22 protein-coding genes, 12 tRNA genes and 2 rRNA genes (1 of these 36 only partly in view) are annotated in these 26,872 nt (G+C 42.4%); 5 read left to right on the plus strand and 31 right to left on the minus strand.

Annotation, left to right across the window (positions count from 1 at the left end):
• Positions 1-2: 2 nt before the first annotated feature.
• The 4 genes from IGI76_RS11420 to IGI76_RS11435 all read right to left on the minus strand — a co-directional run bounded on the left by IGI76_RS11420 (position 3) and on the right by IGI76_RS11435 (position 5,923).
• On the minus strand, positions 3-461 hold the full coding sequence (locus IGI76_RS11420) for a PTS sugar transporter subunit IIA (protein ID WP_005229265.1): 459 nt from the start codon (positions 459-461) through the stop codon (positions 3-5).
• Positions 462-473: 12 nt separating this feature from the next.
• Positions 474-1,091: a bifunctional 4-hydroxy-2-oxoglutarate aldolase/2-dehydro-3-deoxy-phosphogluconate aldolase gene (locus IGI76_RS11425; protein ID WP_060792350.1), complete on the minus strand. Its 618-nt coding sequence runs from the start codon at positions 1,089-1,091 to the stop codon at positions 474-476.
• Between the two features lie 10 nt (positions 1,092-1,101).
• Positions 1,102-3,150, minus strand: coding sequence for a BglG family transcription antiterminator (locus tag IGI76_RS11430; RefSeq protein ID WP_333718634.1), 2,049 nt, complete (start codon positions 3,148-3,150; stop codon positions 1,102-1,104).
• A gap of 298 nt (positions 3,151-3,448) precedes the next feature.
• Positions 3,449-5,923 carry a hydroxymethylglutaryl-CoA reductase, degradative gene (locus tag IGI76_RS11435; RefSeq protein WP_333718635.1) on the minus strand — a complete coding sequence of 825 codons (2,475 nt, stop codon included), beginning with the start codon at positions 5,921-5,923 and terminating at the stop codon, positions 3,449-3,451.
• A 192-nt stretch (positions 5,924-6,115) separates the two neighbouring features.
• Here IGI76_RS11435 and IGI76_RS11440 point away from each other — a divergent pair, with 192 nt between their 5' ends.
• From IGI76_RS11440 to IGI76_RS11455, 4 genes are all read left to right on the plus strand, one after another.
• Positions 6,116-7,276, plus strand: coding sequence for a hydroxymethylglutaryl-CoA synthase (locus IGI76_RS11440; RefSeq protein WP_333718636.1), 1,161 nt, complete (start codon positions 6,116-6,118; stop codon positions 7,274-7,276).
• Positions 7,277-7,774: 498 nt separating this feature from the next.
• On the plus strand, positions 7,775-8,752 hold the full coding sequence (locus IGI76_RS11445; RefSeq protein ID WP_151195644.1) for an ABC transporter substrate-binding protein: 978 nt from the start codon (positions 7,775-7,777) through the stop codon (positions 8,750-8,752).
• A 29-nt stretch (positions 8,753-8,781) separates the two neighbouring features.
• On the plus strand, positions 8,782-9,702 hold the full coding sequence (locus IGI76_RS11450) for an ABC transporter permease (RefSeq protein ID WP_005229245.1): 921 nt from the start codon (positions 8,782-8,784) through the stop codon (positions 9,700-9,702).
• Complete coding sequence (locus IGI76_RS11455; RefSeq protein ID WP_005237149.1) at positions 9,702-10,508, plus strand: ABC transporter ATP-binding protein; 807 nt, start codon at positions 9,702-9,704, stop codon at positions 10,506-10,508. Before IGI76_RS11450 ends, IGI76_RS11455 begins: the two co-directional genes overlap by 1 nt.
• A 108-nt stretch (positions 10,509-10,616) precedes the next feature.
• Here IGI76_RS11455 and IGI76_RS11460 read toward each other — a convergent pair whose 3' ends face one another.
• The 12 genes from IGI76_RS11460 to arcA all read right to left on the minus strand — a co-directional run bounded on the left by IGI76_RS11460 (position 10,617) and on the right by arcA (position 22,260).
• Entirely contained in the window at positions 10,617-11,504 is an 888-nt protein-coding gene (locus tag IGI76_RS11460) for an IS3 family transposase (RefSeq protein ID WP_438781735.1), read from the minus strand.
• A complete protein-coding gene (locus IGI76_RS11465) occupies positions 11,462-12,028 on the minus strand; it encodes a helix-turn-helix domain-containing protein (RefSeq protein WP_016249835.1) in 567 nt (188 codons plus the stop codon). Before IGI76_RS11465 ends, IGI76_RS11460 begins: the two co-directional genes overlap by 43 nt.
• Positions 12,029-12,128: 100 nt before the next feature.
• Positions 12,129-12,773 (minus strand): V-type ATP synthase subunit D, encoded by a 645-nt coding sequence (locus IGI76_RS11470; RefSeq protein ID WP_005229243.1) that lies wholly within the window; start codon positions 12,771-12,773, stop codon positions 12,129-12,131.
• Entirely contained in the window at positions 12,773-14,161 is a 1,389-nt protein-coding gene (locus tag IGI76_RS11475) for a V-type ATP synthase subunit B (protein WP_005237151.1), read from the minus strand. The genes IGI76_RS11470 and IGI76_RS11475 overlap by 1 nt, the downstream gene beginning before the upstream one ends.
• Complete coding sequence (locus IGI76_RS11480; RefSeq protein WP_231435168.1) at positions 14,161-15,936, minus strand: V-type ATP synthase subunit A; 1,776 nt, start codon at positions 15,934-15,936, stop codon at positions 14,161-14,163. The genes IGI76_RS11475 and IGI76_RS11480 overlap by 1 nt, the downstream gene beginning before the upstream one ends.
• Before the next feature lie 31 nt (positions 15,937-15,967).
• Positions 15,968-16,282 carry a V-type ATP synthase subunit F gene (locus IGI76_RS11485; RefSeq protein WP_016613063.1) on the minus strand — a complete coding sequence of 105 codons (315 nt, stop codon included), beginning with the start codon at positions 16,280-16,282 and terminating at the stop codon, positions 15,968-15,970.
• Positions 16,275-17,276, minus strand: coding sequence for a V-type ATP synthase subunit C (locus IGI76_RS11490; protein WP_005229238.1), 1,002 nt, complete (start codon positions 17,274-17,276; stop codon positions 16,275-16,277). Before IGI76_RS11490 ends, IGI76_RS11485 begins: the two co-directional genes overlap by 8 nt.
• A 14-nt stretch (positions 17,277-17,290) precedes the next feature.
• Positions 17,291-17,881: a V-type ATP synthase subunit E gene (locus tag IGI76_RS11495; RefSeq protein ID WP_005229237.1), complete on the minus strand. Its 591-nt coding sequence runs from the start codon at positions 17,879-17,881 to the stop codon at positions 17,291-17,293.
• Positions 17,882-17,897: 16 nt separating this feature from the next.
• Complete coding sequence (locus IGI76_RS11500) at positions 17,898-18,371, minus strand: V-type ATP synthase subunit K (protein ID WP_005229236.1); 474 nt, start codon at positions 18,369-18,371, stop codon at positions 17,898-17,900.
• Positions 18,355-20,346, minus strand: coding sequence for a V-type ATP synthase subunit I (locus IGI76_RS11505; protein WP_015510091.1), 1,992 nt, complete (start codon positions 20,344-20,346; stop codon positions 18,355-18,357). The genes IGI76_RS11500 and IGI76_RS11505 overlap by 17 nt, the downstream gene beginning before the upstream one ends.
• The gene (locus IGI76_RS11510) at positions 20,347-20,658 is read right to left on the minus strand and encodes a hypothetical protein (protein WP_231435169.1); all 312 of its coding nucleotides are present in this window, start codon (positions 20,656-20,658) and stop codon (positions 20,347-20,349) included.
• 384 nt (positions 20,659-21,042) lie between these two features.
• On the minus strand, positions 21,043-22,260 hold the full coding sequence (arcA, locus tag IGI76_RS11515) for an arginine deiminase (RefSeq protein WP_010749205.1): 1,218 nt from the start codon (positions 22,258-22,260) through the stop codon (positions 21,043-21,045).
• A 433-nt stretch (positions 22,261-22,693) separates the two neighbouring features.
• Between arcA and IGI76_RS11520 the strand changes: the two genes are divergently transcribed.
• Positions 22,694-24,691 (plus strand): beta-galactosidase, encoded by a 1,998-nt coding sequence (locus IGI76_RS11520; RefSeq protein WP_438781556.1) that lies wholly within the window; start codon positions 22,694-22,696, stop codon positions 24,689-24,691.
• An 84-nt stretch (positions 24,692-24,775) separates the two neighbouring features.
• Here the strand turns inward: IGI76_RS11520 and IGI76_RS11525 are convergent, their stop codons facing one another.
• The 15 genes from IGI76_RS11525 to IGI76_RS11595 form a co-directional block, all read right to left on the minus strand.
• Positions 24,776-25,228: an HIT family protein gene (locus tag IGI76_RS11525; RefSeq protein ID WP_015510095.1), complete on the minus strand. Its 453-nt coding sequence runs from the start codon at positions 25,226-25,228 to the stop codon at positions 24,776-24,778.
• Between the two features lie 186 nt (positions 25,229-25,414).
• Positions 25,415-25,499, minus strand: a tRNA-Leu gene (locus IGI76_RS11530).
• 27 nt (positions 25,500-25,526) lie between these two features.
• A tRNA-Cys gene (locus IGI76_RS11535) sits at positions 25,527-25,597 on the minus strand.
• Between the two features lie 41 nt (positions 25,598-25,638).
• Positions 25,639-25,710: transfer RNA gene (locus IGI76_RS11540), tRNA-Gln, on the minus strand.
• A 10-nt stretch (positions 25,711-25,720) separates the two neighbouring features.
• Positions 25,721-25,793: transfer RNA gene (locus tag IGI76_RS11545), tRNA-His, on the minus strand.
• Positions 25,794-25,821: 28 nt separating this feature from the next.
• Positions 25,822-25,895 (minus strand) — tRNA-Trp (locus IGI76_RS11550).
• A 5-nt stretch (positions 25,896-25,900) separates the two neighbouring features.
• A tRNA-Tyr gene (locus IGI76_RS11555) sits at positions 25,901-25,981 on the minus strand.
• 1 nt (position 25,982) lies between these two features.
• A tRNA-Phe gene (locus IGI76_RS11560) sits at positions 25,983-26,058 on the minus strand.
• Between the two features lie 36 nt (positions 26,059-26,094).
• A tRNA-Asp gene (locus IGI76_RS11565) sits at positions 26,095-26,168 on the minus strand.
• 4 nt (positions 26,169-26,172) lie between these two features.
• Positions 26,173-26,245 (minus strand) — tRNA-Val (locus IGI76_RS11570).
• A 23-nt stretch (positions 26,246-26,268) separates the two neighbouring features.
• Positions 26,269-26,340, minus strand: a tRNA-Glu gene (locus tag IGI76_RS11575).
• Between the two features lie 11 nt (positions 26,341-26,351).
• Positions 26,352-26,440, minus strand: a tRNA-Ser gene (locus IGI76_RS11580).
• Positions 26,441-26,488: 48 nt separating this feature from the next.
• Positions 26,489-26,562 (minus strand) — tRNA-Asn (locus IGI76_RS11585).
• An 11-nt stretch (positions 26,563-26,573) separates the two neighbouring features.
• Positions 26,574-26,689: ribosomal RNA gene (gene rrf, locus IGI76_RS11590) — 5S ribosomal RNA — on the minus strand.
• 80 nt (positions 26,690-26,769) lie between these two features.
• A 23S ribosomal RNA gene (locus IGI76_RS11595) occupies positions 26,770-26,872 on the minus strand (it continues 2,812 nt past the right edge of the window).

The raw sequence follows: 26,872 nt of genomic DNA on the forward strand, positions 1-26,872 counted from the left end.
TTTTAGGCTATCGCCTTTTTTAATAATGTCAGCAATTTTAGATCCGAATTCGCCGCCGTCATTTGTTCACGAAGTGGCTCATCTTGAATAATACTGACAATCTTTTGTAACATCTCCACTTGGCCGTGCGGTTCACCGATGGCCATCATGATAACGATTTTAGTAGGTAAAATGACTTGATTATCTTCCATATTGCGAAACCCTACAGCTGTTTCTAAGGTTGCAATCGCCAAAGTTGTTTGATTGACCAAATCAAAATTTGCATGAGGAATTGCTACGCCGGGCTGTGTCGAAGGTAAACCGGTTGGATATTCGGACTCGCGTAACTGTATTGCTTCGATATAATCTTCTTTGACATAGCCTCGTTGGTATAGTTCATTCGCTAAAAAAGCAAGGACTTCTTTATCACTGCCTGCTTTTATATTTCGAAATACTAGTTCTTCGTTCAGTTGCAATTCCATTTGTTTTCCTCCTTAAATCTCTGTCGCTAATTTCTGTAGTGATAGCGCTAGTTTTGCTGGGTCAGCAGCTTGCAAGTCTTGCGATTGAAAAAGATTGGAACCTAAACCAAGATAACTCGCTCCATGGTCAAAATATTCCTTGGCGTTAGAAATCGAAATTCCACCAACACCCATCAAAGGTAGCTTGCCCAATGGAGCTTGCACATCTGTGAAAAAGCGTGGTGTCACAACTGCAGCGGGGAAAACTTTAACGATATCCGCTCCATCTGTAAACATCTCATTGATCTCAGAAGGGCTCATTGCCGCCGGTACTGAGAGCACTTGCTCTTTCCTTGCAAAATCCATTATTTGCTTCGTAAAACGATGGGGACCTAATAAAAAACGAGCCCCAGCTGCGACGGCTTTTTGGGCGTCAGGTAACGTTCTTACTGTTCCTGCCCCAATGAGAATAGTTTCACCAAATAATTTGCTTAACTTGTTGATATGTTCTAGAGCCCCTAAAGTGTTTAATGTGATTTCAACTGCAAACTCTTTCTCAAGCCCACTCATTGCCGTTAAAACTGCATAAGCTTGTTCATATGTGTAACCCCTCATAATAATTGTAAAGCGTGGGTAATCTTCTACTTTCATCGTTTTCCTCCTAAGTCACTTGTCTAATTAGCTGATAAGCTGTTTTCGTATCTGAGCTTTCCTTCAAACGATTTAAAAACGTAGAATCATTACTAATATCTGCTAACTGATTCACAGCTTTCAAATGTTTCGTCAAATCATAAAACGATAATGGATAAATAAAATGGATTTTTTTACCGTTTGGAAAAGCGATTGGCTCAGCAGCAATCAATAGACTTATCCCATCTTTTAACACGCCATTTTGTGGTGCTGTATGCGGGATACACGTTTGACTCCCTAAATACCCAGCGTATCCTTGTTCTTCGATTTGATCCAAACAATCTTGAATAAACAGCTCTGTAATCATCTGATTTTCTAACAAAGGATGGCAAACAAATTTCACTGCTTGTTGCCAAGTTAGCTTCTCTGACGTTCTTCTTATAAAATCGGGTTTTAAATAATCAGTCAATGATGGTAACGCTTTAAAATTTTCTGAAGGTGAATCTTGCTTTTGCTTCAATAAAAAGTACTCTAACTCTTCCCTTAGTTGCTTCGTATCATTTACTTGAGCATATGTGCGAATCACCGAAAACAACTCATCAACTGAGCGGTCTACTTCATTTAATCCTAACTCTTTTAACACACGGTATCGCAGACTGATCTGCTGCTTATAAGTCATGATAGGATCAATAATAAATTGCGGTAATTCACTGTTTAATGCAGTAGTTGTAAAAACCAAGTCATAATCCGTTCCAAATTTATAAAAATCTCTTACTGAAAATGAAGCTAAAAAATGTAACTCGGGAAATAGTTTTTTTAAATTTTCTCGCATCAGTTTTGAAACCATAACCCCATTTGCACAGACAACTACTGCCCTTGGTAATTGCGCTGCTATTTGACGAGGACTCATTAATTGAAAACCAAAGTAATAAGATAGAAGTGCCAACTCATCATTTGGAAACGCTCGGCCTAACCAGTTTTCTGTGGGAACAATCAGCTCCTTCATAAGATCCTTCAAAATTGCATGGTTGCTATCTTGAACTAAGCTATCAAGGGAGTACATGCCCAAGCTCAAATTGTATTTTATACGAAAACACGCTGGACGCAGATGGCCCAAAATCCGACGTTCAAATGCCTCTCTATCTTCAATCATAATTAGTGTTTGGTTTTGAAAACTTGTAACCATTTCACTGATCAAACATCTTAATTCACTATCTGAATCAAATACTTGAGTCGTCTTACGTTCAAAAATATTAGATGTTAAAAATAGCAGAGCTAGCCAAGAAAGATAGTTAGGAGACATGCTGGACCAAGGTGTATCTTGAAGCAAAATAGTCAGAACTTTATATTCTGGAGTTTTTCGAATCTCTATTTGTACCATTTCATCTTTTGAAGCAATCGGTGAAGTTGCACGTTGCAAGGTCATTCTTACAGCTGATTGCAGATAATCAATAGATTCATCTGAGTACCTTAAATGAAGCAATTGCTCCATGTTGTGTATCAAATGAACAACCTCTTCTTCGGGAATAGTCGGTGCCAATTTTCCTTTAATATCATCAAGACGAAATAATGAATGCTGATTAATTAAATCAGAGAGCAGTTGTAAGATTCTCCTTTCCAATCCTTGCAGTTGATAACCGCTTTGACGATCATAGTGAATGGACAGGGCGTATTTGCTAACAAACTGCTTCGCTTTCTTTAAATCTTCTTGAATCGTATTGCGACTTACCGATAAGAGCTGTGTAAAATGATCCATACCAATGTAATCGGTATTAGTACATAAATAACTTAACATGATGGCAATCCGCTCATATTCAGAGAAAATAGTAACCATGGCAGAAGAATCTTCTTTATTTTGTTCAAGAGAAATCATTCGTAACACTTCTAAAGGAATAATAAAATCTCCCATATGGTTACGCCTGATTTGAGGCAAACCGTTTTCAAGTAACTCCTCATTAAATTGCTTAATGGAATAATTAATCTGTCTTCTTGTTAAAGAAAGTGATGTGGTTAACTCTGCCATCTTTGTCTCGGGTTTTTTTACCAATCGTGTGAGAATTCTTCGGATCCGTTCATTCATTTGATTCCCTCCTGATGAAATCATTATAGCTTTGATTCTTCGTAAAAAGATGTATAATTGAAAGCGTTTTTTGTCATAGTTGTTTTTTCTTTTTGTCCTAGTAAAACTATGTTTGATAAATCGCTGCTTGGAACCGACAAATAAAAAAAGTCCTCTATCAGCAAAAGTACAGCAAGATTTTTTATCTATTGCATTATTATCTCCAAAACAAAAAAAGGACGAACTCCCTTTAATAAGGGGATTCGACCTTTCCATTTATTGTTTAGGATAAAAAGTTTTAAAAACTAGAGAACCTTTTTTAATTGCGTATTTCGGTTAAAAATTTACGGGCTTGCTCTTGGTTCATTTGAGTCGCAGCTCGTAGCTTAGCTGCCAGCTGTTCAATCTCGGTTCCTTTTGCCCCAACTGAAATAGCTAATGAACGAGCTTGCATGCTCATATGGCCTTGCTGGATACCTTCTGAAACCAATGCCCGCAACGCTGCCAGATTCTGAACCAACCCGACACTTGCCGCCAGCGAAGCTAACTCACTCGCCGTTTCAACACCAGTCAATGCCAACGCCGCTTGGGCTTTTGGCAATACTTTTGTGGCACCCCCGACTGTGGCGATCGCCAACGGCAGTGTGATACTACCAATCAAACGGTCTTCTACGATTGCCCAGGAAGTCAACCCTTGCATGCGGCCATTACGGGCAGCATAGCCATGACAAGCGGCAGAAACGGCGCGAGTGTCGTTTCCGGTAGCCAAAATCAGCGCTTCAACGCCATTCATGATCCCTTTGTTATGGGTAGCGGCACGATATGGATCGATCTTGGCAAAATCAGCTGCATGAACAATTTTTTCGGCAACTTGTCTGCCATTCCCGTTCTTGCACAATTTGTCAAAAGGCACCGAGCAAGTGGCTGTTACTAACGATTCCGTAGCGAGATTGCTTAAAATACTAAAGAGAATTTCTACTTCTGGGAACCATTTGCGAAAAAGCTCTGCCACTCCTTCTAAAATCGAATTGATGATATTGGCGCCCATCGCATCTTTGACATCAACCATTAAATCGATCGACACATAAGCGGTTGCTAAGTCAGATTCTGCTGGCGAGAAGTTCCGACCGATCACTCTTCGCAATCCACCGCCGCGTTTCACGATGGAAGGATACGTCTCATTCGCCACTGCAAAGATCGTTGCTTGCTCGGATTCAACTTTTGCCAAAATCGCTTCCGGATCCTGAACATCCATAAAGACGATCTGGCCTCGAAGCAAACGTTCTTGACTGGTCGTCGTAATGGGCCCAGCCATTTTTGCTCCATTGCTCATCGCTGCGATCACCGAGGGTTCTTCTGTGGCTAACGGGACATTGTATGCTTTGCCATTCACTTGCAGGTTCAGCCCTACGCCTAACGGGATCTCTACTTCACTGATTTGGTTTTCGATCAAGTGATTAGCAGTTTCCTTGTTTAGCGTCATTTCTTGAAAAACCAAGGATTCTGCTGCTGTGATCGCTCCTTGTGCTTCAAGAAAGGCTAATCGTTCATTAGGCGCGAGGGCGTAGAACTTTTTTTTTTCTGTTTTTTCTGATGCCGACTCTTCATCAAAATTCGTTTGACTTGCTGTCGCCGAAGGATTTTCTAACAGCATCGCTAGCCCTAATCCGCCACCGACACACAAAGAGGCGATTCCATAGCGCTCTTGGGTGTCTTTTAGCTGATAAGCGACGGTCGTTGCGATCCGCGCGCCAGTCGCTCCAATGGCATGTCCCAGTGAAATGCCCCCGCCGTATCGGTTGACTTTCTTCGGATCCAAACCAAGTTCACGTTCTACTACGATCGAAGAAGCTGCAAAGGCTTCATTGATCTCAAAAATACCGATATCTTCAATCGTCAGTGCTTGCTTTTTCAGTAACGTATCGATTGCTTTGATTGGTGAGATTCCCATGATCTCTGGGGCGAAACCGACTTCGACGATCTCTTTGATCACTGCCAGATAAGGAATCTGATGCTCTTCACAATAGCTTTTTGACGCGATCAAGACCATGGCCGCCCCATCATTGATGGTTGAGGCGTTCCCAGCAGTCACCGTACCGTCTTTTTTGAAAACTGTTTTTAATTCAGCTAATTTTTCGACTGTCGTAGCGGCGCGAATGCCTTCGTCCTGAAGAACGGTCGCCGATTTTTCAGTCAACGGCACGATCTCTTGATCAAATTTCTTTGCTGCTTGCGCTTTGGCAGCTTTCATTTGGGAGTGGTAGGCAAACTCATCTTGCTCTTTGCGAGTGATCCCGTATCTTTCTGCTACCGTCTCAGCCGTCAGTCCCATCGGCTTGCTACTGAATGCATCTGTTAATCCGTCATGCATCATTGTTGACACCGGAGCTGAATACTGATCTTCCGCCTTGTTATAATAACTAAAGAGCGGCGCATTCGTCATACTTTCAATCCCACCAGTCAATACGACGGATGCCTTGTTCAATTGAATTTGCTCCATCCCCATTAGAATCGCTTTCATTCCCGAACCACATACTTCGTTGATCGTTGAGGCTGGAATATCTGAGGAAAGCCCACTTTGCAAGGAAACTTGGCGTCCTGGATTTTGACCACTGCCTGCTTGTAGCACATTTCCGATAATCACTTGTGCGATATGTTCTTTTGCTTGTTGGTTTCTTGCCAACAAGGCTTTTGCAGCGACTGTTCCTAATTCTACCGCTGTATATTCTTTTAATGACCCATGGTATTTGCCAATTGGCGTTCTTAGTGCGTCGATAATGACAACTTCTTCCACGTACGTCACCTCCTCTTGAAATATATCATTAAATCCTCCAAAAAAGAATACCCCACATTCGGTTGTCGCACCCTTTTCTACTTTCTTTAATAAAGTTTAAATTCTAATCAATTCTTTTTCATTTTTTTCAAAAAATATGATACCTTAGAACGTGTAGCCTACTAAGTATGTAGAACATAAAGGAGCGACGGAATGAACGTTGGTATTGATAAAATAAATTTTTTTGTCCCCCCCTATTTTATAGATATGGTTGATCTAGCTCACGCCCGAGAGGTAGACCCGAATAAATTTACGATCGGGATCGGTCAAGATCAAATGGCGGTCAATAAAAAAACACAAGATATCGTCACCTTTGCCATGCACGCGGCAAAAGATATCCTTACGAAAGAAGATTTACAAGCAATTGATATGGTGATCGTCGGAACAGAATCTGGCATCGATGAATCAAAAGCTTCGGCAGTGGTTTTGCATCGCCTATTAGGTATCCAGCCATTTGCACGGTCCTTTGAAATCAAAGAGGCGTGTTACGGCGCAACGGCGGGCTTACAATTTGCCAAAGCCCATGTACAAGCCAATCCACAAAGCAAAGTTTTGGTCGTGGCTTCAGATATCGCCCGTTATGGCTTAGCTTCTGGTGGCGAGCCGACTCAAGGTGTGGGCGCTGTTGCTATGTTGATCTCGGCGGATCCAGCAATTTTGCAGCTTGAAAATGATAATTTGATGTTGACGCAAGATATTTATGATTTTTGGCGTCCAGTAGGACATCAATATCCAATGGTAGATGGTCATTTGTCAAATGCCGTTTATATCGATTCTTTCAAACAAGTTTGGCAAGCCCATTGCGAAAAAAATCAGCGGACAGCAAAAGAATATGCGGCTTTGAGCTTCCATATCCCTTATACAAAAATGGGTAAAAAAGCCTTGTTGGCTGTTTTTGCCGAAGAAGATGAAACAGAACAAAAACGCCTGATGGCTCGCTATGAAGAATCGATCGTTTACAGCCGTCGTACCGGCAACTTGTATACGGGTTCACTGTATCTGGGCTTGATCTCTTTATTGGAAAATTCCTCTAGCCTCCAAGCAAATGATCGAATCGGATTATTTAGCTACGGATCAGGAGCGGTTGCTGAATTTTTCAGCGGCTTGTTGGTACCTGGCTATGAAAAACAGTTGGCGCAAGCGGCACACCAAGCGTTGCTCGATGACCGTCAAAAGCTAACGATCGCTGAATACGAAGCGATGTTCAATGAGACGATCGATATCGATCAAGATCAATCCTTCGAAGATGATCTGCTTTATAGTATTCGTGAAATCAAAAATACCATTCGTTATTATAAAGAAGAAAACGAATGACCCTGAAAAAAACTTTGCTTCTTTTTTAGCTAAAAAGCTTGAAGGAACAAAGTTTTTTTCTTTCTTTGAAAATGATTGAAACAAAACTTGTTTTCCAAATATTTTCTGCGTGTTATTCAAAAATTTTCAGATAATTCAGGAAAAACATTTGACAGTCCGCTTTTTTTTGTCTATACTAAAATCAATTCAAGTTTGGAGGAACTTTTTATGTTAAACACGACCGTATCCCCACAACTGAATACCTTTTACTTTAGCTACTTTAGATAGTTTGTATTCATATCACATTATGGATGCAAACCAAAAACGAGTTTTGTTTGTATCTATGATGGCTAAAGCATTTTAACTTGAACTTGCAGCCATGTAGAAAATCTTCTAAATGGTTGCCAATATACGTTTACGCTTGGTATAGGATCGAATCCATTTAGACGATTGTCTGAATGGATTTTTTTGTTCAGGTAAACCCCAATTAAAAAAGAAACGTTTATAGGAGGAGTTACAATGAAAATGAAAAAATGGATCACAACTGGGTTACTTACGGCTTCCTTGCTGGCATTAGCAGCTTGTGGCGAATCAAACAATGCTTCGGAGGAAAACGATGGAACAAAAACAGTCGGTGTTTTACAACTCGTGGAACACGGCTCCTTGAATGCCGCCTATGAAGGGTTCAAAGAAGGCTTAGCAGAAGCGGGCTACACAGAAGGTGAAAACCTGACGATCGAATACCAAAATGCGCAAAACAGCCAAGATAATTTAAAAAGTATGAGCGAACGCCTAGTGAATGCCTCACCAGATCTTTTATTAGGTATTGCCACCCCTGCTGCTGTATCTTTAGCAAATGAAACCACCGATACCCCAATCGTAGTTACCGCAGTCACTGACTTAGTTGGAGCGAAATTGGCCGATTCAAATGAAGAACCTGGTCGCAACATCACCGGTACTTCAGACATGGTGCCGATTGAGCAACAGATCAACTTGCTGTTAAGCATCGTGCCTGATGCCAAAACGATCGGCATTATGTATAACGCAGGTGAAGCCAATTCAAAAATCCAAGCTGACTTGGCAGAAGAAGCCTTAAAAGCTGCGGGCGTTGATGTAAAAGTATTGACCGCCAATACAACCAATGATGTGCAACAAGTAACCACCAGCCTTGCAAAAGATGTTGACGGCATTTATGTTCCAACAGATAATACCTTTGCCTCTGCTGCTGCAATCGTCGGCGAAGTTGCCAAAGAAACCAAAACACCGATCGTCGCTGGTTCCGTAGAACAAGTCGATGATGGTGCCCTAGCAACTTACGGTATTGATTATAAATCCCTTGGCATTCAAACAGGGAAACTAGCAGCGAAAATTTTGGATGGCGATGCAGAGCCAGCAACGACGCCCGTTGAAACAGCGGATAATTTAGAGTTAGTCGTCAATGAAGAGATGGCTGCTGCTTTAGGGATTGATCCTACCAGCATCACTGCACCAGAATAACCATACTAACTTAGATTTGAGGAAATCATATGAATTTAGTCGACACATTCTTGCTCTTACTACAATCTGCCACCTCTCAAGGGATCCTTTGGGCATTGCTGGCGATTGGTGTATTTTTAACCTTCCGTATTTTAGATATCGCTGATTTAACTGCAGAAGGGAGTTTCCCCTTAGGCGCTGGGATCGCAGCAATCAGTATTACGAATGGTCTCTCGCCTATTTTAGCGAGTCTGATGGGCTTTGGCGGCGGCATGGTAGCCGGCTTAGTATCTGGTCTGCTGCACACAAAACTAAAAATCCCTGCCTTATTGGCGGGGATCATCACGATGACTGGACTGTATTCCATCACAAATCGTGTGATGGGTGCTCCCAACATCGCCTTGCTGGGGCAAGACACGGTCTTCACCCAATTTCAAGCCATGGGACTGACCAAAAACAATGCCGTGATTCTTGCAGGCTTTCTCTTCGCGGCAATCGTCATTTTGTGCTTGTTCCTCTTTTTCCGTACAGAGATCGGCTTAGCGTTGCGAGCGACGGGCGACAATTTAGCTATGAGCGAGGCCAACGGCATCAACACTGATAACATGAAGATTATCGGCTATATGATCTCTAACGGCTGTATCGCCCTCTCTGGTGCCCTCTTAGCCCAAAACAACGGCTTCGCTGATTTGAACTCAGGGATCGGTACGATCGTGATCGGTTTAGCATCAATCATTATTGCAGAAGTTTTATTTGCCAATAAATCTTTGCTTTTGCGATTGATCACCATCGTGATCGGGGCAATCGTTTATCGCTTTATCTTGGCCGTCGTATTCGAATTCAATGTCGAGGCCAACGATATCAAATTGGCATCTGCAATCGTCTTAGTCATCTGCCTCTCCTTACCGCAGCTTCGTTCAAAACTAGGACTTAAAAAGATGCTGCCAAAAACCAAAGGAGGCCAATCCTAATGACTTCAGTCTTAACAATCGAGAATCTACACCAAACCTTTGAAAAAGGAACAATCAATGAAAACCATGTCTTGCGAGGCATTGACCTGACGATGAACGCCGGAGATTTTATTACGATCATCGGTGGCAATGGTGCTGGAAAATCGACCCTCTTAAACAGTATTGCAGGAACGATCCCAACAGAACAAGGAAAAATCACCTTAGATGGGAAAGACATTACCCGTTTATCCGTGACAAAACGGTCAAAGGATATTAGCCGAGTCTTTCAAGATCCACGTATGGGGACCGCGGTTCGTTTGACCGTTGAAGAAAATTTAGCATTGGCTTACAAGCGCGGCCAAGTCCGCGGATTTGCGACAGGCGTCAAAGCGAAAAACCGCGCGTTTTTCCAAGAGAAGTTAGCCAGCCTAAACTTAGGCTTAGAAAATCGACTTTCTGCCGAGATCGGTTTGTTATCAGGCGGACAGCGTCAAGCGATTACCCTCTTGATGGCGACATTGCAACAGCCTAAATTGATTTTATTAGATGAACATACCGCGGCCCTTGATCCTAAGACCTCATTGACGGTCATGGCATTGACTGATCAGTTGATTCGGTCCCAACAGTTGACGGCTTTCATGGTCACTCATGACATGGAAGATGCCATTCGTTACGGCAATCGCCTGATCATGCTTCATCAAGGCAAGATCGTCGTAGACATTGCCGGTGAGCAAAAGCAGCATTTGACGGTCCCTGAATTGATGGAAATGTTCCATCAAAATAGTGGTGCTGAGTTGAAAGATGACCAACTGCTCTTACGCTCTTAATAAGCAAAAAGGCACGTAGAAGGAATCTCCTTTCTGTAGTGACCCCAAAAAGTTAGACTTTTATGGAGTGGAGAAATCCACTCCTTTTTTGTACGATAAAATTAACAGTTAGACAGCTGTTTTTACAGCTTCTCGAAACTGAACCGGACTTCGCCAATTTAATTTCTTTTTGATGCGTTTATGGTTGTAATAATAGATATATTGGTCAATTTTTGTTTTCAATTCATCTAAACTCCGATAGACTTCTCCATGAAAAATCTCTTGCTTTAATAAACCAAAGAAGTTTTCCATAGGTGAGTTATCTAAACAATTCCCTTTACGAGACATACTCTGGAAGATTTTATGCTGCTTCAATTTATTCTTATAAGCATTCATTTGATAGGCCCATCCTTGATCTGAATGGAAGGTTCTACGAAATGGACAATCATTTGTCATATGGATTGCTTCTTCTAATCCTTCCATTATGGCTAGTGCGTTTGGTTTTTCAGAAATCCGATAAGATAGAATTTCACTATTGTAGAAATCCATGAAAGGATCTAAATACAGCTTTTTCTGACGAACGACACCTGTGGTGTCTACTTCATAATACTTAAACTCTGTGGTATCAGTTGTAATTTTTTGGTGACAGATATTTGTATAAAACCGACGATGAATACGATTTTTGGCGACAGTGCCAACCTTCCCACGATAAGAATTGTACCGTCGAGATTTTCGAGTGTAAGACTTTACTTCGATACCTAGTTTTTTTATCAGACGTTGAATCTTCTTTTTATTGACATGAATCCCTTGATTCTCTAATTCTTTTTTTAGTCGCAGACAGCCATAATCTTTATGCTCTTTGCGAATTTCAAGCATTTTTTCTTCAATTTCTTGGTCTGGGTTTGGTCTGTCAAACCGTTTCTGCCAATACATATAGGTTGCTTTAGGAAATTTCAATGTTTCAAGAAGCTCAACTAGTTTGAATGATCCTCGGAGGCTGGCGATGATTCGTGCGATTGATTCTTGCGTCTTTGCTGGGCTTCCTGTTTTCGCAGCTTCCTCAACTCTTTTAAAAAGGCATTCTCAATTTGAAGGGATCGGACTTGCTTTTCTAATGCCTTGATACGATCGCGTTCTTCAGTTGTTGTATTTTCTTTTTTGTTTTCTTTTTTTCTAGTCAAAGTAAGTGGTCGCCCTTTCTCTTTTGAGAGCCCCTCAATACCTGCTTCTCTGAAATTACGCATCCAATTGGCAATAAGCGCAGGGTTGTTCATTTCTAAAGTGCTAGCAACTTCTCGATAGGACATCTCACTTGTTTGATATAACTCTAGCGCATTTAACTTAAATTGAACAGAATATTTCTGATTTTGATGTTTTCTCAATAGACCTTCCTCTCCGTATTCACGATAGGCATTCACCCAATTACTTACTTGAGACTTGCTTGAAATACCGTATTTGTTGGCAAGATACCGATATCCGCCCACGCCACTAAGATATTCTTTAACGATTTTTAGTTTTAATTCAAAAGGATATTTTGCCATACAAATAACGACCCCCAAAAGTTAGATTTTCTGGTCTAACTTTTGGGGGTCGCTTCATTCTACGTGCCTTTTTGCTGTAATCACACTGCTTGCAAAAGCCTTACTTCGCTTCGTTTTCTGCAATGATGTCCGTTACCTTCATCAAGCGAGTCAATGTTGCTCGTTCGTCTTCTGCCAGATTGCTTTCGATGTATTGAATGGTTTCTGTCAGCTTGGGAATCGTCATATACTCTAACGCATTGACTCTTCGCCTCGTCCGTTCGATCTCATTGGCCATCAGTTGACAGGTTTTCTCGATCTCGGCCAACTGCAGCATCACTGGCAGCATTTGATCCAGATGGGACAACGAGAGATCCAGCTCACTGGTGGTACTCACAAAACCGTAGGAAAAATCATCATCCGAGCTTTCTTCTTCGTAAACAGGGTTCAACACTGGCACATCCATATTCATGATGGTTCGGCTTTGCACATCTAAGGTCACTTTATTCAAAGGGATCATAAATGCTTCTTGCAAAACGACATCGGGAATACTACTAGAAGCTAGCACATACTCTTCCATTCCTGCTTGCAATGCGGTCTCCATCTTTTTACGAAGTTCCTGATTTTTCTTTACTAGCTGAATGAACTGGCGCACCAGCTCATCTTGCTTGTCTTTCAATAATTTGTGACCACGGGTTGCCGTCGTGAGCCGTTTTTTCAAACGACTTAGTTCCATCCGCGTCGGATTGACATTTAAGATCGCCATTAAGAACTCACATCCTCGTCCGTTGGGTAATAGGCGTCGATAAATTCTTCTTTGATACGGCTCAACTCTTGTTTTGGCAAGGTAGCTAATAACTTCCAGCCTAAATCTAACGTTTCTTCAATCGTCCGATTGGTTTCAAATCCTTGATTGACGTACTCTTTTTCGAAAAGATCAGCAAAGCGCGCGTACTTTTTATCAAGATCAGATAAGGCAGACTCCCCTAAAACGATCGATAGCTCTTTGGCAGCTTTCCCATCGGAATAGGCGGCATAGATTTGATTCATCGTTGCCGCATGATCGGCACGGGTCTTACCTTCTCCCGTTCCTTTGTCCTTCAACCGTGAAAGACTTGGTAAAATATCCACTGGCGGGTTGATATTGCGCTTGTAAAGGTCCCGCGACAAAATAATTTGTCCTTCCGTGATATAGCCGGTCAAATCAGGAATCGGGTGGGTTTTATCGCCATCTGGCATCGTTAAGATCGGTATTTGTGTGACCGATCCTTCTTTGCCCATTAAACGTCCTGCCCGTTCATACAGCGTCGCTAAATTGGTGTACAGATACCCTGGATAGCCGCGACGTCCTGGAACTTCTCGGCGGGCAGCGGAGATTTCTCGCAACGCTTCACAGTAATTCGTCATATCGGTCATGATCACTAAGACGTGCATGCCTTTTTCAAAAGCCAAATACTCTGCTGCGGTCAATGCCATCTTAGGTGTAGCGATCCGTTCGATTGCTGGATCATTGGCAAGGTTCATAAACAAAACAGAACGATCTAACGCACCGGTTTTGCGGAATTCATCCACGAAAAATTCAGCTTCTTCAAAAGGGATCCCAATTGCTGCGAAGACGATCGCGAAATTGCCTTCTTGGCTAGGTACTGTTGCTTGTCGTGCGATTTGAGCAGCGATCTCTTTATGAGGCAAACCAGACGCAGAAAAGATTGGTAGTTTTTGTCCACGAACTAATGTATTTAAATGATCGATCGTTGAGATCCCCGTTTGGATAAATTCATCTGGGAAGTCTCGCGCCATCGGATTGATGGCTTCACCGTTTACATCGATGCGTTTTTCTGGCAAGATTCTCGGGCCGTTATCTTTTGGTTTTCCTAAACCGTCAAACACCCGACCCATCATATCTAGAGAAACCCCTAGGGTCAAACCAGTCCCTAGAAACCTTGCTTTGCTTTCTTCTGCACTCAAATTACTGGTACCTTCAAAGACTTGGACAACAGCATTGTCATCACTGACTTCCAGTACTTGTCCTTGACGGATCTCACCTGTGTCCATGCGGACCTCAACGAGTTCGTCAAATTTCACGCCTCGAACATTTTCGACCACCATTAAGGGGCCAGCAATTTCGGAAACTGTACGATATTCTTTTAACATCAATGAACACCTCCAGTTTCAATGATTCGTTGTAACATTTCTTTGATGTCATGCTTGATCGTATCCAAGCGAGTCAATTCTTCTTCAGGAATGTATTTGCTGCGGGCGATGCGCTCACGCAGATCAACCGTTCCTTTGGCGATCTCATCTAAGTAAGCACCTAGCTGCAATGCACGCTGTGCTTGTTCATTAAAGTAGAGAATGTTTTCCAGCATTTTGAACTGCTTATTACGAGATGTATACGTGTCAACGTCATCAAAGGCGTTTTGCTGCAAGTAGTCTTGTCTTAAAGAACGAGCAGTCATCATCGTCAAGCGGTCTTTTTGGGAAAGAGAATCCATCCCTACCAGCTGAACGATTTCTTCTAATCGGCTTTCCTCTTGGAGAATCGCCATTGATTCATTGACTAGCTCCGACCAGCGATCACCTAATAATTGATCCAAATAAGAATTGATTTGATCCTCATAAAGGGAATAGGAATTCATCCAGTTGATGGATGGAAAATGCCGTTTTTGCGCCAGCATGCTATCCAATGCCCAAAAGACTTTCACGATTCGCAAGGTATTTTGAGTGACCGGTTCTGAGATGTCTCCTCCAGCAGGTGAAACCGCACCAATTGCGGTAATGCTTCCTTCTCGAGGCTGCGTGCCTAATGAATGGAAACGCCCTGCTCGCTCATAGTATTCCGCAATTCGACTTCCAAGGTAAGCCGGATAGCCTTCATCTCCTGGGATCTCTTGCAATCGGCCACTCATTTCCCGCAGTGCTTCTGCCCAACGAGAAGTTGAATCTGCCATGATGGCAACACTATAGCCCATGTCGCGGTAATATTCCGCGATCGTGATTCCTGTATAGATCGAGGCTTCCCGAGCAGCAACTGGCATATTCGACGTATTGGCGATCAATACCGTTCGTTCCATGATCGACTTGCCGGTATTCGGATCGATCAACTCAGGAAATTCGTTCATGACATCCCGCATTTCGTTGCCCCGCTCACCGCAACCGACATAGACCACGATATCCACATCTGACCATTTAGCGATCTGATGCTGAACGACTGTTTTTCCAGCACCAAAAGGTCCAGGAACAGCAGCTGATCCGCCTTTTGCCACTGGAAAATAGGTGTCGATGACTCGCTGTCCAGTGACTAGCGGTTCGCCTGGATTTAATTTAGCAGTAACGGGACGTGGTTGACGAACCGGCCATTTCTGTACCATTGTCAAGGATTTTTCACCCTCGATGGTTTCTAGAACACAGATGACTTCAGTAATCGCAAAATTTCCCACCATGATTTCTTTGACGGTTCCTTCATAGTTTGGTGGCACCATGATCTTATGCTCGATCACCGAAGTTTCTTGTACTGAACCTAAAATATCACCGGCTTGTACAGTATCGCCGACTTGTACTTGTGGGACGAAGGTCCATTTCTTTTGGCGATTCAGTGGATCGATGGTGACCCCCCGCTCCAAAAAATCACTCTCTGTTTGCGACATAAATGTATCTAATGGTCGTTGGATCCCATCAAACATCTGAGTCAACAAACCTGGTGCTAGTTCGACAGACAATGGTGCGCCTGTCGTTTCTACGGGCTCGCCTGGTCCGATCCCCGCTGTTTCTTCGTATACTTGGATCGAAACCAGCCCTTTTTTGATCTCAATGATCTCACCGATAAGGCCCTTGTCACTGACTTTGCAGATTTCGTGGATTTTTGCGCCACTTAATCCTGAGGCGGTGACCAGTGGTCCCGATACTTTTTCAATTGTGCCAAATGCCACATTTATTCCTCCTAGCTGGCTGACTTGTCTGTTATGAATCTAATATATTCATTCCTACCGCTTTTTCCACATTTTGCTGAATGCGTGCCATGCCGATCCCTAAACTACCCGTACTACTTGGAATCGGAATGATCGCTGGTGTCGGTACTTCTTCGTAACGACGAACGATCGGTTCTAATTGTTCGATCAACCGCTCGGTCAAAAAGATCACACCATACGCTTCAGCTATCTCTTCTAATTGTTGGGCGGCTTCATCCAAATCGCTGACTGGAAAGATATCGATCCCCAGCCCTTTGAAAGGCAAGATCGAGTTCTTACCACCCATCATTGCTATTTTTTTATGCATAACTATCACGCACCCGACTTCTTAAAATCTCTTCTGGCACCTTATTGATTTTACCAATCAAGAGAATACGCAAATTCTTGCTTTCAATTTCCTTGGCATACAGATACCCTGCCAATGCTGACGGCCCAAAAGGCACGATTTTTTGTTCTTTGAGCTTCGCCATTAGAAAATTGTCTTTACGTATATCAAAGGTATTCAAGGTCTTCTTTTCTACCAATTCTTCATAACTATGATTGATCAGCTCTTTATAAGGGGTTCCTTGCAAGTATCCCACAAACGCCTCAAGAGAAGTCGTGATTTCTGCTAACAACTCACTTGCAGGTAAATTCCCATGGTCGGCTAAAACTGCGCTGATAAAGCCGCGCTTGCGTTTCATCGCGTAACTGCGCAACGTTGTTGAAATATTGAAGATATCGATTTGACGGCGAATCAAGCTTTGCAGCAACTCGTCTTGGTATTCTTTACCGATCGTCCATAATTGCTCCCAATAATGGTTGTCAAAGATGATATCGATGGACTGGACTTCATGATAGTTCTCAATATAAGAAAAGACTTCTTCCACACAGGCAACCATCTCTTGCGCGACCTGAGTACTTTTTCTGGTCTTGACCAGATCTTTAAGGACGGAAAGTGGCTGGGTGCCGATTGGGACGAGATACGCCGAAAAATCTTCTTGCATATATGCCGCTTTTACTAAAACTTTCAGATTTTGATAGTCATATTTCAAAGCAAAGAAATCAACGATCGCTTTTTCTGGTGTCAACTGATACATCGTTTCGTATACCCGTTTCAACTCAGCCATCAGGACTTGTTCAAAGTCGTGTACACGATCATCTTCATTGATGAAGTCACCATAAACCGTTTCTTGCAGCATCCCATAGATTTCCTCTGCGCTGGCAGCTGAGAGCATTCGCTCATAGCGACTACGATCGAATAATTGCGATTCATACGTCCGAATTCTCGTATTCAACGTATTATATTTGATGTCATTCATCTGTTTGCACCTGCTTACTGTTCAAAAATCAATTGCAGTAACGTATTGCTTAACTCTTCTTTGTTGGCTTCTAGTAGCGCATCAAAGGTAAAATTCAACTCAATTGCTTCTTGTCGCAACAAAAAGCCACCCTTGCGAGGGATCGTTTTATTTACCAGTTTCAGCTGAACTTCTGGGACCGATGCTTGCAACTTAGTAAGGAATTCCTCATCAACGAAATGACGGGACTTCTCGCCTAAAAGCAACTCGACCTCACCAGTTAACCGTGCATTCGCCAAGCCTTTCGCGATAAACGTATAAAATGCTGCCTGATCCATCGTGTTCAAACGGGTCAGAGCCTCAGAAAACAGCTCATCTAAGACGGACTGCTTTGCTGCCAAGACCTTGTTTCTTGATTGGATATGCACATCTGAGATTTCCAAATACATCGCAGCACGTTTTTCTTTTTCATAAAAAGCTAACCGTTCATTAAGCTCTTTTTCTAACTGTGCTCGTTTTAAATTTTCTTGGTTTTCACTTTCTTTTTGTGCTTCTTTGATTTGAAGCTGGTATTTCTTTTCCGCATCAGCGGTTATTTTGTCAGTTAAACGTGTAATATCAGACATTCACTTTTCCCTCCTCTTAATTCAAGACAAGCAAGAAGGAAATAACGAACCCTAAAATACAATACGTTTCCATCATCGCTACCAAGATAATTCCTTTGGTCACATGTTCTGGTTTTTTTGCTAAAATCTGCATCGCAGCACTTGCGGCACGTCCTTGCCACTTACCGGCGATAATTGCTGTTAACGCGATCGGTAATGAAGCGATAAACAAATACAACCCGCGATCGAATGAGATCGAACCACTGATCTGACCAAAAATCATAAAGGAGATTACAAAGCCGTATAGCCCCTGGGTACTAGAAAGCAATTCCAAAATCAACGCTTGCCCGAATTTCTCTGGCTGCTCTGAGATCAAGCCTGATGCTGCTTCACTGGTCATCCCCACACCGATCGTTGATCCGATACCACCACAAATCGTTGCGGTCGCTACACCTAAAGCTGCAAAAACAATTCCACCATTTTCGTAAAAGAAACTAATCCAATTTTCCATTATTATCCTCCTGTAACTTTTCTTCTGAGATGATCTCTACATAATTTTCATTTGATTTGAACGGGTCAAAGGCACGTCCGCCCCCCGTAAAGAATTTTCCGAAATACTCTAAATACTGCAAGCGGATACCATGAACATACGCACTAAGGTAACTTAAGAAAATATTCAGGCCATGTAGCGCCACAAATAATAAGATACCGACGGTGAACCGGGCTGCTGGCGGCAAGTAGCTAATGATCAAGTTGAAGGCTGAGGCGATACTTCCGCCGGCAACCCCTAACGCCATCAGACGGGTGTAACTGATCAAGTCACCAACATAATTGGTCACATCCATCAATCCGTACAATCCAGAACCGATTTTTCCTGCCAACGTTTTTCCTTCTAAACTGCCTCCGATTGCCACTGCTAAAAGACTGGCAGCGATCATTACGATCCCAATCGTTTGTAACGGGGTGTCAGGGAAAAGCAGCATTCCTGCGGCGACAAAAACGACACTGATCAAAAAGACGATCCACGAACCGGCTTGGAACATCGCAGCCAGTTTCTGGTCTTTTTTCTTCCATAAAATATAGAATTTCAGCGCCAAGCCAAACATGATCTGAATGTACCCAAAGATCACGGATAAGACTAAGATCTGATTGACATCATCCTGGGCAGACAACAGTTGGAATGAGAATTCAAATCCAAAGAAGTTGCCATAGATCAAGCCCCAAATAATCGTAGGGATCGAGCACAACTGAAAGAGGGTCAAATTTTGTTCCAGGCCTTTGCTGAGGTGGAACAGCTTTTTCCCCAGAAATGTCGCCAGAAACAAGAGCAATCCATAGCCAAAATCGGCAACCATCATCCCGAATGCCACCATGTAAAAAGGCGCCATAAATGGTGTCGGATCTAACTCGTCATATTGCGGCAAGCTGTACATCCGAACAAGTCCTTCAAAAGGCTTGATCCAACGTGCGTTTTCTAATAAAATCGGCACATCAGCCAGCTCTTTTTCCGTCACTTCTTGGTATTCGAGGTAATAGTTATCCGTGGTCCCTTTTTTGATACGTTTTTCTAATTCGGCCGCCCCATCAACAGGAACCCAGCCAGAAATCGAGACCGCATGAGTCGAACGCAAAAGCATTTTACTGCTTTTTAAGCGAGTGATCGCTCCATCTAAATACTCGGCAACGATTCGCAAGGTTTCTTGCTCTTTTGTCATCGCACCAAGAGAAGCTTTGATTTCTTTTTCTTCATCAATTAGACGTTGGGATTTTTCTTTCATCGTTTGCAGATCTTCTTCTGGAATGCCCTCATAAGGGTAGATGTATTGCTCGAAGGCTGCTTTCTTTAGAAGAGTAGTTACTTTTTCTTTTACATCTTTATGGAAAAGTACCAATAAGTAAGTTGTCGTTTGTGATTGATAAATGGTTTCGACATAGACAAGCGGCAGCTTTTCACTGTTGGTCGTAAAGTCAGCCATTTCAGAAGTAGGAATCGATCCTAACAAGCCACCTGATTTTTTTAATTCTTTTAAAACAGCTGGTCGTTCTTTGAAATACTTCCAGATCGACAGTTCTGCTTCTTGTGCTAATACATCGCGTTTTTCTTGATCAATCAAGCGAAGACGTTTGTCTTGTTTACGAAGGGTTTGGCATAATTCTTGCCAAGGATAGGTGTGGGCTGTTTCAGCTAATTCTTGAAGGGTATATTTTTTGATTGGTTGCCGCAGTTGTGCCAGCATTCCTTTTTTGGGTACATATTCTTCTAAAAAATTTAAGCTCCAGTTGACTTGACCAAACTGGTTCTCCATTTCTTCTTCAGACTGTTCCTCGCGAACCGGTGTCAAAACACCCGTCGTTTCTTCAGAATCATAATATTTTTCCGAAGAAAGCAGTTCTACGCCTTGAAAGTCTTGCAGCTGCTCTAAAACAGCTTCTTTCTGATCGTAAAAGGTCAACAGACTGAACTTTTGCATTTTTGCAATTGCCATTTATGTCACAACCTTATTTATTATTATTGCTAATGCTTCTTCTTTCAATTCATTAGGGATCGTTCGCAGTGTTTCCACTTCTGCTTTGGTCTTAGCCAAGAGTGGTTCCTTAGACTGTACCAACTCAGCTGCGATTTTTTGGTTGATTGCTTCTTTTTGTTGGGCTTCTTTTTCTGCCAACTCTTTTTTAAACGCCTTCAACCGTTCTTCTCTTGCTTGTGCCAATTGTTTTTTTTCTGCTTCTGCTTCTTTATTTTTATTTTCCGCAAATTGCTCTGCTTCTTGTAATAATCGAATGGCATCTACTATCATTTTCTCACCTGCTTTCACTTTTTTTCCGCAAAAAAAACCACTACAAATCAAGCATATGGCATTCGCTGATCGTAGGGTGTCAAAAATCAATAAGTGGCAAATACCTTCACCTATTTCCGTTTTCTAATATAACCGTAACATAAATTTTGCGATAGAACAAGGTTCCTAGCGTTTTTTTATAGTCTTTACATATAAAAGTCACAAAAATTACACATTTTCACAAAAAGAAATCCTTTTCATTTTATTGGGGGTTAAATGATGACAAAAAAGAAAGATTAGAAACAAAATAATGTTTCAAATCTTTCTTTTAGTTTTTTCTCGTCTTTTTCTTAACTTAAATGCTTCTAAAGAAAAAACAAGTATTTAAAATAACAAAGCATCGACCTACTCACGTATAAACGGCATACTCATACAGCGAGGACCCCCACGTCCGCGAACCAATTCGCTGCCCGAGATTTCATTCAAAATGACTCCTGCCTCTTTTAACAGCCCATTGGTAATGGTGTTGCGGTCATAGACCACGACTTCTCCAGGTGCAATCGCCAAGGTATTAGACCCATCATTCCATTGCTCTCTAGCTGCCGCTGCTAAATCGTCGCCACCACAGCGGATCAAGTGTACTTCAGGCAAATCTAAATAACGGCAAAGAATGTTTTCCAACGTATCTTTTTCCTCATATACTCGCACACCGTCCTTATGTTTAGTGATTGAATACAGCGAAAGTTCTCCCTCGATTTCTGGATGGATTGTGAACTTATCATGATCCACCATCGTGAAGACCGTATCTAAATGCATAAATTTTCGTTCCTCGCCGATATTAAATGCCAAGATATGTTCGAAACTCGGTTCTGTGGCAAAAATCGTTTCGGCAATTTTTTCAATTGAGGCAACTTCTGTTCGTTGAGAGATCCCGATCGCCACGATTTTATCAGATAAAATCAGCTGATCGCCGCCTTCCATCCGCGTCGTTTCGTCCCGATGATACAAAAAGTTCGTCTCATTGCGGGCAAACATCGGATGGTGCGTAAAAATTTGTTTTCCGTAGAGGGTTTCCCGTCTTCTTGTTGCAGAATACATTCGATTCAAGGAAACACTGTGACCAATCGTAGCAAACGGATCTCGCGTGAAATACAAGTTTGGCATTGGATCGATCAAGAAAGGATATTCTGTTTCAACGATTGCCGTTAAGTTACTGGCTTTTGAAATTTCTACCTCACTTTTTTTCAAGCCCGCCATCGTATGATCGATAAAGGCGCGATTGTCTTTAATCGACAGGAAAAAGTTGCGCACTTCGTTGCGAATCTCTTCATCAAGGATCGTTGTTTCATTTAAATAGTCTTCTAAAAAGGCCTCTTTGGCACCAGTTGTTGTCAATGTTTCAGCAGCTAGATCCTCCAAATAAAGGACTTCCACCCCTTTGCTTCTTAACGTATCCGCAAAAAAATCATGTTCTTTTTGCGCTTGGGTTAAAAAAGGAATATCATCAAATAACAATCGATCAAGATAATCCGGCATCAAGTTTTCTAATTCTGCGCCTGGACGATGCAGCAGCACCCGTTTTAAAGGGGCAATCTCAGAAAAAATCTGTATTGGCTGGTTCATGAACTTGTCTCTCCTTCTTGGCAATTTTTTTGAATAACTTATGTCATTCATTTTTTATGATTCCTCAACACATAATTATTCATTTCTTTGACTCATCGTGTTTTTTCTACTCGTGATTCAAAGTTTTTCTGGATCATATAGTTATAAACATGCATTTCAGCAAAAAGAAACCTCCGATAAAAAAACAACTATCTAAGATTATAAATTCTAGATACTGTAATTTACCGCCTTTTTCAATTGTATATTTTTGTTAAAAAAACAGCAAGGCAAAAGAACTGATGGACAATAGACCTAGCTGCGAAACCAGATTGAACTATCTTTGTTTTTTTGGATCATTTCATGATTTTCAAATGGTACCGCTATCAAACAGATAAATATTTGCTATGATTCAAGTATCTTGATGCTAAAGAAACGTCTATAAAGGAGCGATTTGATGAAAACGCAACGTCAACTTTACTATGGTGCCGACTACAATCCTGAACAATGGTCTAAAGAAGTCATTCTTGAAGATATGCGCTTAATGAAAGAAGCAGGTGTGAACTATGTGAGTATCAATATTTTTGGCTGGGTCAATCTGCAGCCAGATGAATCCACCTATGATTTTGACTTTCTAGACTGGTTGATGGATCTTTTATATGAAAACAATATCATGATCGACCTAGCCAATGGAACGGCATCTCCTCCCGCTTGGCTTGTTCAAAAACATCCTGAGATGCTGCCTGTGACCATTCATGGCAATCGACTGGTTCATGGGTCGCGCCAGCACTACTGTCCGACTTCCCCTATCTATCGTCAATATGTCACCGATTTGTCAGAAGCAGTCGCAAACCGTTATGCCAATCATCCAGGGCTAGTCATGTGGCATATCAATAACGAATATACCTGTCACATCCACGAGTGTTATTGCGATCATTGTCGGAAAAGATTTCAGACATGGTTAGCAGAGAAATATCAGACCATCGCTGGATTGAATGATGCGTGGTCAACTAAGTTTTGGAGTCAATCCTATGGTAGCTGGGACGAAATTTTTCTACCTGAAGCGATGCCGACCTTCAAAAATCCTGCGCAGCAGTTAGACTATCGCCGTTTTCTTTCCGACATGAATCTGGAGCTCTATCAACTCGAAAAGGCGGCGATCGCAAAATATTCACAAGGCATCCCTTACATGACCAATCTTATGGGCTTGCACAAATACGTGGATGGGTTTAAATGGGCACCCGAAATGGATGTAGTCAGCTGGAATTCGTACCCGAATCCCTTTGAAAAGATCCCTTACCCGCAATTTCTTGCTAACGATCTAACTCGTAGTTTAAAGAAAAAACCTTTTTTGATCATGGAACAAGCCACCAGCGCCGTTAATTGGCGGCAAATCAATGGTGCCAAGACACCCAACCAGCTGCGTCTTTGGAGTTATGAAGCGCTCGCTCATGGCGCTGATGGCATCATGTTCTTTCAATGGCGGCAGTCTCGTGGCGGTGCGGAAAAATTTCATAGTGCGATGGTGCCTCACGGAGATCCTCATTCAAGCCGTATCTTTCGTGAATGTGCGCAATTAGGCAACGAATTTTCGCAACTGTCGGAAATTGTTGGGACGCGCTTCTTGGCTGATGTCGCGGTTGTCTTTGACTGGGAAAATTGGTGGGCGCTGGAATTGGATGCCAAACCAAGCACCTTAAAGTACATTCATCAGTTACGCAGCCTGTATGGCGCGCTAAGGGCGTTAAATCTGAGCGTAAACTTTGTCCATCCTTCCGAATCCCTAGACGGCTATCCTTTAGTGATCGCCCCAAATCTCTATTCAGCACCAGAAGCCTTCGGTAAGAAAATCAATGATTACGTGCGACAAGGTGGCATCTTCTTGACGAATTTCTTTAGTGGGATCGTCAATGAATATGACCAAGTCTATCTTGGGGGCTATCCAGGACTGTTTAGGGACACCTTAGGGATCATTGTAGAAGAGTTTTACCCAATGAAAGCAGCTATCCATCACCAAATTGACTTCCAAGGTCGTCGGTACGACAATTCTCTATGGGAGGAAGTCATTCATCTAAATGGTGCGAAAGCTTTGGCAACCTTCCAATCCGGTTATTTGTCCGATAAGCCAGCCATTACTATGAATCAGATCGACGATGGGTATGCGTATTACGTGGGAACAGAATTGTCTCTTGAAGGGCTAACTACATTTTTAGCGACCATTCTGGAAAATCATAAATTAGCGACTCATGCCCAGCACTTCTTGGCTGCTCCTACTGAAGTCTCCGTTACCTGTCGCAAAGGTGCTGGCTATACACTCGTCTTTCTCTTAAACCATACGGAGCAGACAACCAAAGTGAAGCTGAAAGCCCCTGGAGCAGACCTTCTAATCAAAGAAACCAGACAGTTGGTAGTTCTGAAACCAAAAGAAGTCGCAGTTCTTAAGTATGTTGATTGATCTAAGGAAAAAGAACCTCCATGAAGCGATCGCTTCATGGAGGTTCTTTAATAGACGTTACTAGATTCAGGGAGAGTCATTAGACTAGCGATAGGCATTTTCTAAATAAGAGGCTATCTTTTGTCTTCGCTCTCCATCTCTTTTTTCTGAATAGTGATACTCTGGATTAGTCCAATGGGATTTGTCGTACAACCAAACAGGCATTTTTTTCGCTTCGTCGGTTTCCCATTCATAACGGGGAAACAAATGTGCATGAAGAAAGTTATCAGTATTTCCCAATAGTTCATAATTGATTCTCAATGGAGAACAAGCTTGTATTATAGCATCTCCTAAAAGAGTCATATCAGTTAAGAAAATCTGTCGCTCGCTTAAATCTAGATCATTTAAAGAAGCCACCTCTCTTTTAGGTAATAATACACAGTATCCGGGAAGAAATTGGACATCGCCATAAACAGCAAAACTGCCAGACAATTCTTTGATCACCATTGGATTTGTCCCATCTATCGCTGATTTGATTCTATTCTCATACCATTTCAATTTGATCCCCCTCTTTCCTGTTCCTTGCAGCTATTCATGTAAAAACTATACAAGATTAAGGGAAGGCTTTCAATAGTAACAAAACAAAAAATCTTTGCTATATGAGTGGTCCTTCAAAATCGTATTTTTAGACTTTTATAAACAAAAAAAATGTATCAATCTTATAAAAGACTGATACATCAATGATACCGGCGGCCGGGGTCGAACCGGCACGCCCTCAACGGGCACTGGATTTTGAGTCCAGCGCGTCTGCCAATTCCGCCACGCCGGCATGTTGAAAGGTTAGTATTTAGTACTAAGGCGGTAACCGGATTTGAACCGGTGATGAAGGTTTTGCAGACCTCTGCCTTACCACTTGGCTATACCGCCATTATACTATTGTTGCAATCTACAATCAAGTGAAGATTGTACTGGGGTAGCTGGATTCGAACCAACGCATGACGGAGTCAAAGTCCGTTGCCTTACCGCTTGGCTATACCCCAAAAATGAAAGGGCGAGTGATGGGAATCGAACCCACGAATGCCGGAGCCACAATCCGGTGCGTTAACCACTTCGCCACACCCGCCGTGATAAGAAACTGTTGAAATATATAATGGCAGGGGCAGCAGGAATTGAACCCACACTAACGGTTTTGGAGACCGCTGTTCTACCTTTAAACTATGCCCCTATGAATGGAGGAGAGTGGATTCGAACCACTGAACCCTAAGGAACGGATTTACAGTCCGTCGCGTTTAGCCACTTCGCTACTCCTCCATGGTGGCGCGGGACAGAATCGAACTGCCGACACATGGAGCTTCAATCCATTGCTCTACCAACTGAGCTACCGAGCCATATAAGAAAATATAAGTTTTACAAAAATAATGAAACGGTCTGGACGGGACTCGAACCCGCGACCTCCTGCGTGACAGGCAGGCATTCTAACCAACTGAACTACCAAACCGTAATGGGGGTTAACGGGATCGAACCGCTGACCCTCTGCTTGTAAGGCAGATGCTCTCCCAGCTGAGCTAAACCCCCGAAGGTTGTTCATTAAATTGTAATGATCCGTACGGGATTCGAACCCGTGTTACCGCCGTGAAAGGGCGGTGTCTTAACCACTTGACCAACGGACCTAAGTTTAAAACGGAGAGTAAGGGATTCGAACCCTTGAGACAGCGATAGCCATCTACATGATTTCCAATCATGCTCCTTCGGCCACTCGGACAACTCTCCAGCCTAAAAGAAGCTCATTACTCTTGCTTGTTTTCTCTTATTAGAGAACTCCGGCAGTAGGACTCGAACCTACGACATCATGATTAACAGTCATGCGCTACTACCAACTGAGCTATGCCGGAAAAATTGAAATGCGTGGCGACGTCCTACTCTCACAAAGGGAAACCCTTCACTACAATCGGCGCTAAGAAGCTTAACTTCTGTGTTCGGCATGGTTACAGGTGTATCCTTCTTGCTATCGCCACCACACTATTCAATTGAGTAAGTTTTGCTCACTCAAAACTGGATCGAAGAATCAAAACGCTACGAGTTTACGTGCTTTTTTCTTTTTGGTTAAGTCCTCGATCGATTAGTATCAGTCCGCTCCAACCATCACTGGCCTTCCACTTCTGACCTATCTACCTGATCATCTCTCAGGGATCTTACTTTCTT

It is taken from the genome of Enterococcus sp. DIV2449a (assembly GCF_051711225.1).
In the GTDB taxonomy this organism is placed as follows: Bacteria; Bacillota; Bacilli; order Lactobacillales; family Enterococcaceae; genus Enterococcus_D; species Enterococcus_D casseliflavus.

Bases quoted from the DNA above. Each gene is read 5' to 3' on its own strand.
- IGI76_RS11420 (WP_005229265.1), bottom strand. From the start codon at position 461: ATGGAATTGCAACTGAACGAAGAACTAGTATTTCGAAATATAAAAGCA.
- IGI76_RS11425 (WP_060792350.1), bottom strand. From the start codon at position 1,091: ATGAAAGTAGAAGATTACCCACGCTTTACAATTATTATGAGGGGTTAC.
- IGI76_RS11430 (WP_333718634.1), bottom strand. From the start codon at position 3,150: ATGAATGAACGGATCCGAAGAATTCTCACACGATTGGTAAAAAAACCC.
- IGI76_RS11440 (WP_333718636.1), top strand. From the start codon at position 6,116: ATGAACGTTGGTATTGATAAAATAAATTTTTTTGTCCCCCCCTATTTT.
- IGI76_RS11445 (WP_151195644.1), top strand. From the start codon at position 7,775: ATGAAAATGAAAAAATGGATCACAACTGGGTTACTTACGGCTTCCTTG.
- IGI76_RS11450 (WP_005229245.1), top strand. From the start codon at position 8,782: ATGAATTTAGTCGACACATTCTTGCTCTTACTACAATCTGCCACCTCT.
- IGI76_RS11455 (WP_005237149.1), top strand. From the start codon at position 9,702: ATGACTTCAGTCTTAACAATCGAGAATCTACACCAAACCTTTGAAAAA.
- IGI76_RS11465 (WP_016249835.1), bottom strand. From the start codon at position 12,028: ATGGCAAAATATCCTTTTGAATTAAAACTAAAAATCGTTAAAGAATAT.
- IGI76_RS11470 (WP_005229243.1), bottom strand. From the start codon at position 12,773: ATGGCGATCTTAAATGTCAATCCGACGCGGATGGAACTAAGTCGTTTG.
- IGI76_RS11475 (WP_005237151.1), bottom strand. From the start codon at position 14,161: ATGTTAAAAGAATATCGTACAGTTTCCGAAATTGCTGGCCCCTTAATG.
- IGI76_RS11485 (WP_016613063.1), bottom strand. From the start codon at position 16,282: ATGCATAAAAAAATAGCAATGATGGGTGGTAAGAACTCGATCTTGCCT.
- IGI76_RS11490 (WP_005229238.1), bottom strand. From the start codon at position 17,276: ATGAATGACATCAAATATAATACGTTGAATACGAGAATTCGGACGTAT.
- IGI76_RS11495 (WP_005229237.1), bottom strand. From the start codon at position 17,881: ATGTCTGATATTACACGTTTAACTGACAAAATAACCGCTGATGCGGAA.
- IGI76_RS11500 (WP_005229236.1), bottom strand. From the start codon at position 18,371: ATGGAAAATTGGATTAGTTTCTTTTACGAAAATGGTGGAATTGTTTTT.
- IGI76_RS11505 (WP_015510091.1), bottom strand. From the start codon at position 20,346: ATGGCAATTGCAAAAATGCAAAAGTTCAGTCTGTTGACCTTTTACGAT.
- IGI76_RS11510 (WP_231435169.1), bottom strand. From the start codon at position 20,658: ATGATAGTAGATGCCATTCGATTATTACAAGAAGCAGAGCAATTTGCG.
- arcA (WP_010749205.1), bottom strand. From the start codon at position 22,260: ATGAACCAGCCAATACAGATTTTTTCTGAGATTGCCCCTTTAAAACGG.
- IGI76_RS11520 (WP_438781556.1), top strand. From the start codon at position 22,694: ATGAAAACGCAACGTCAACTTTACTATGGTGCCGACTACAATCCTGAA.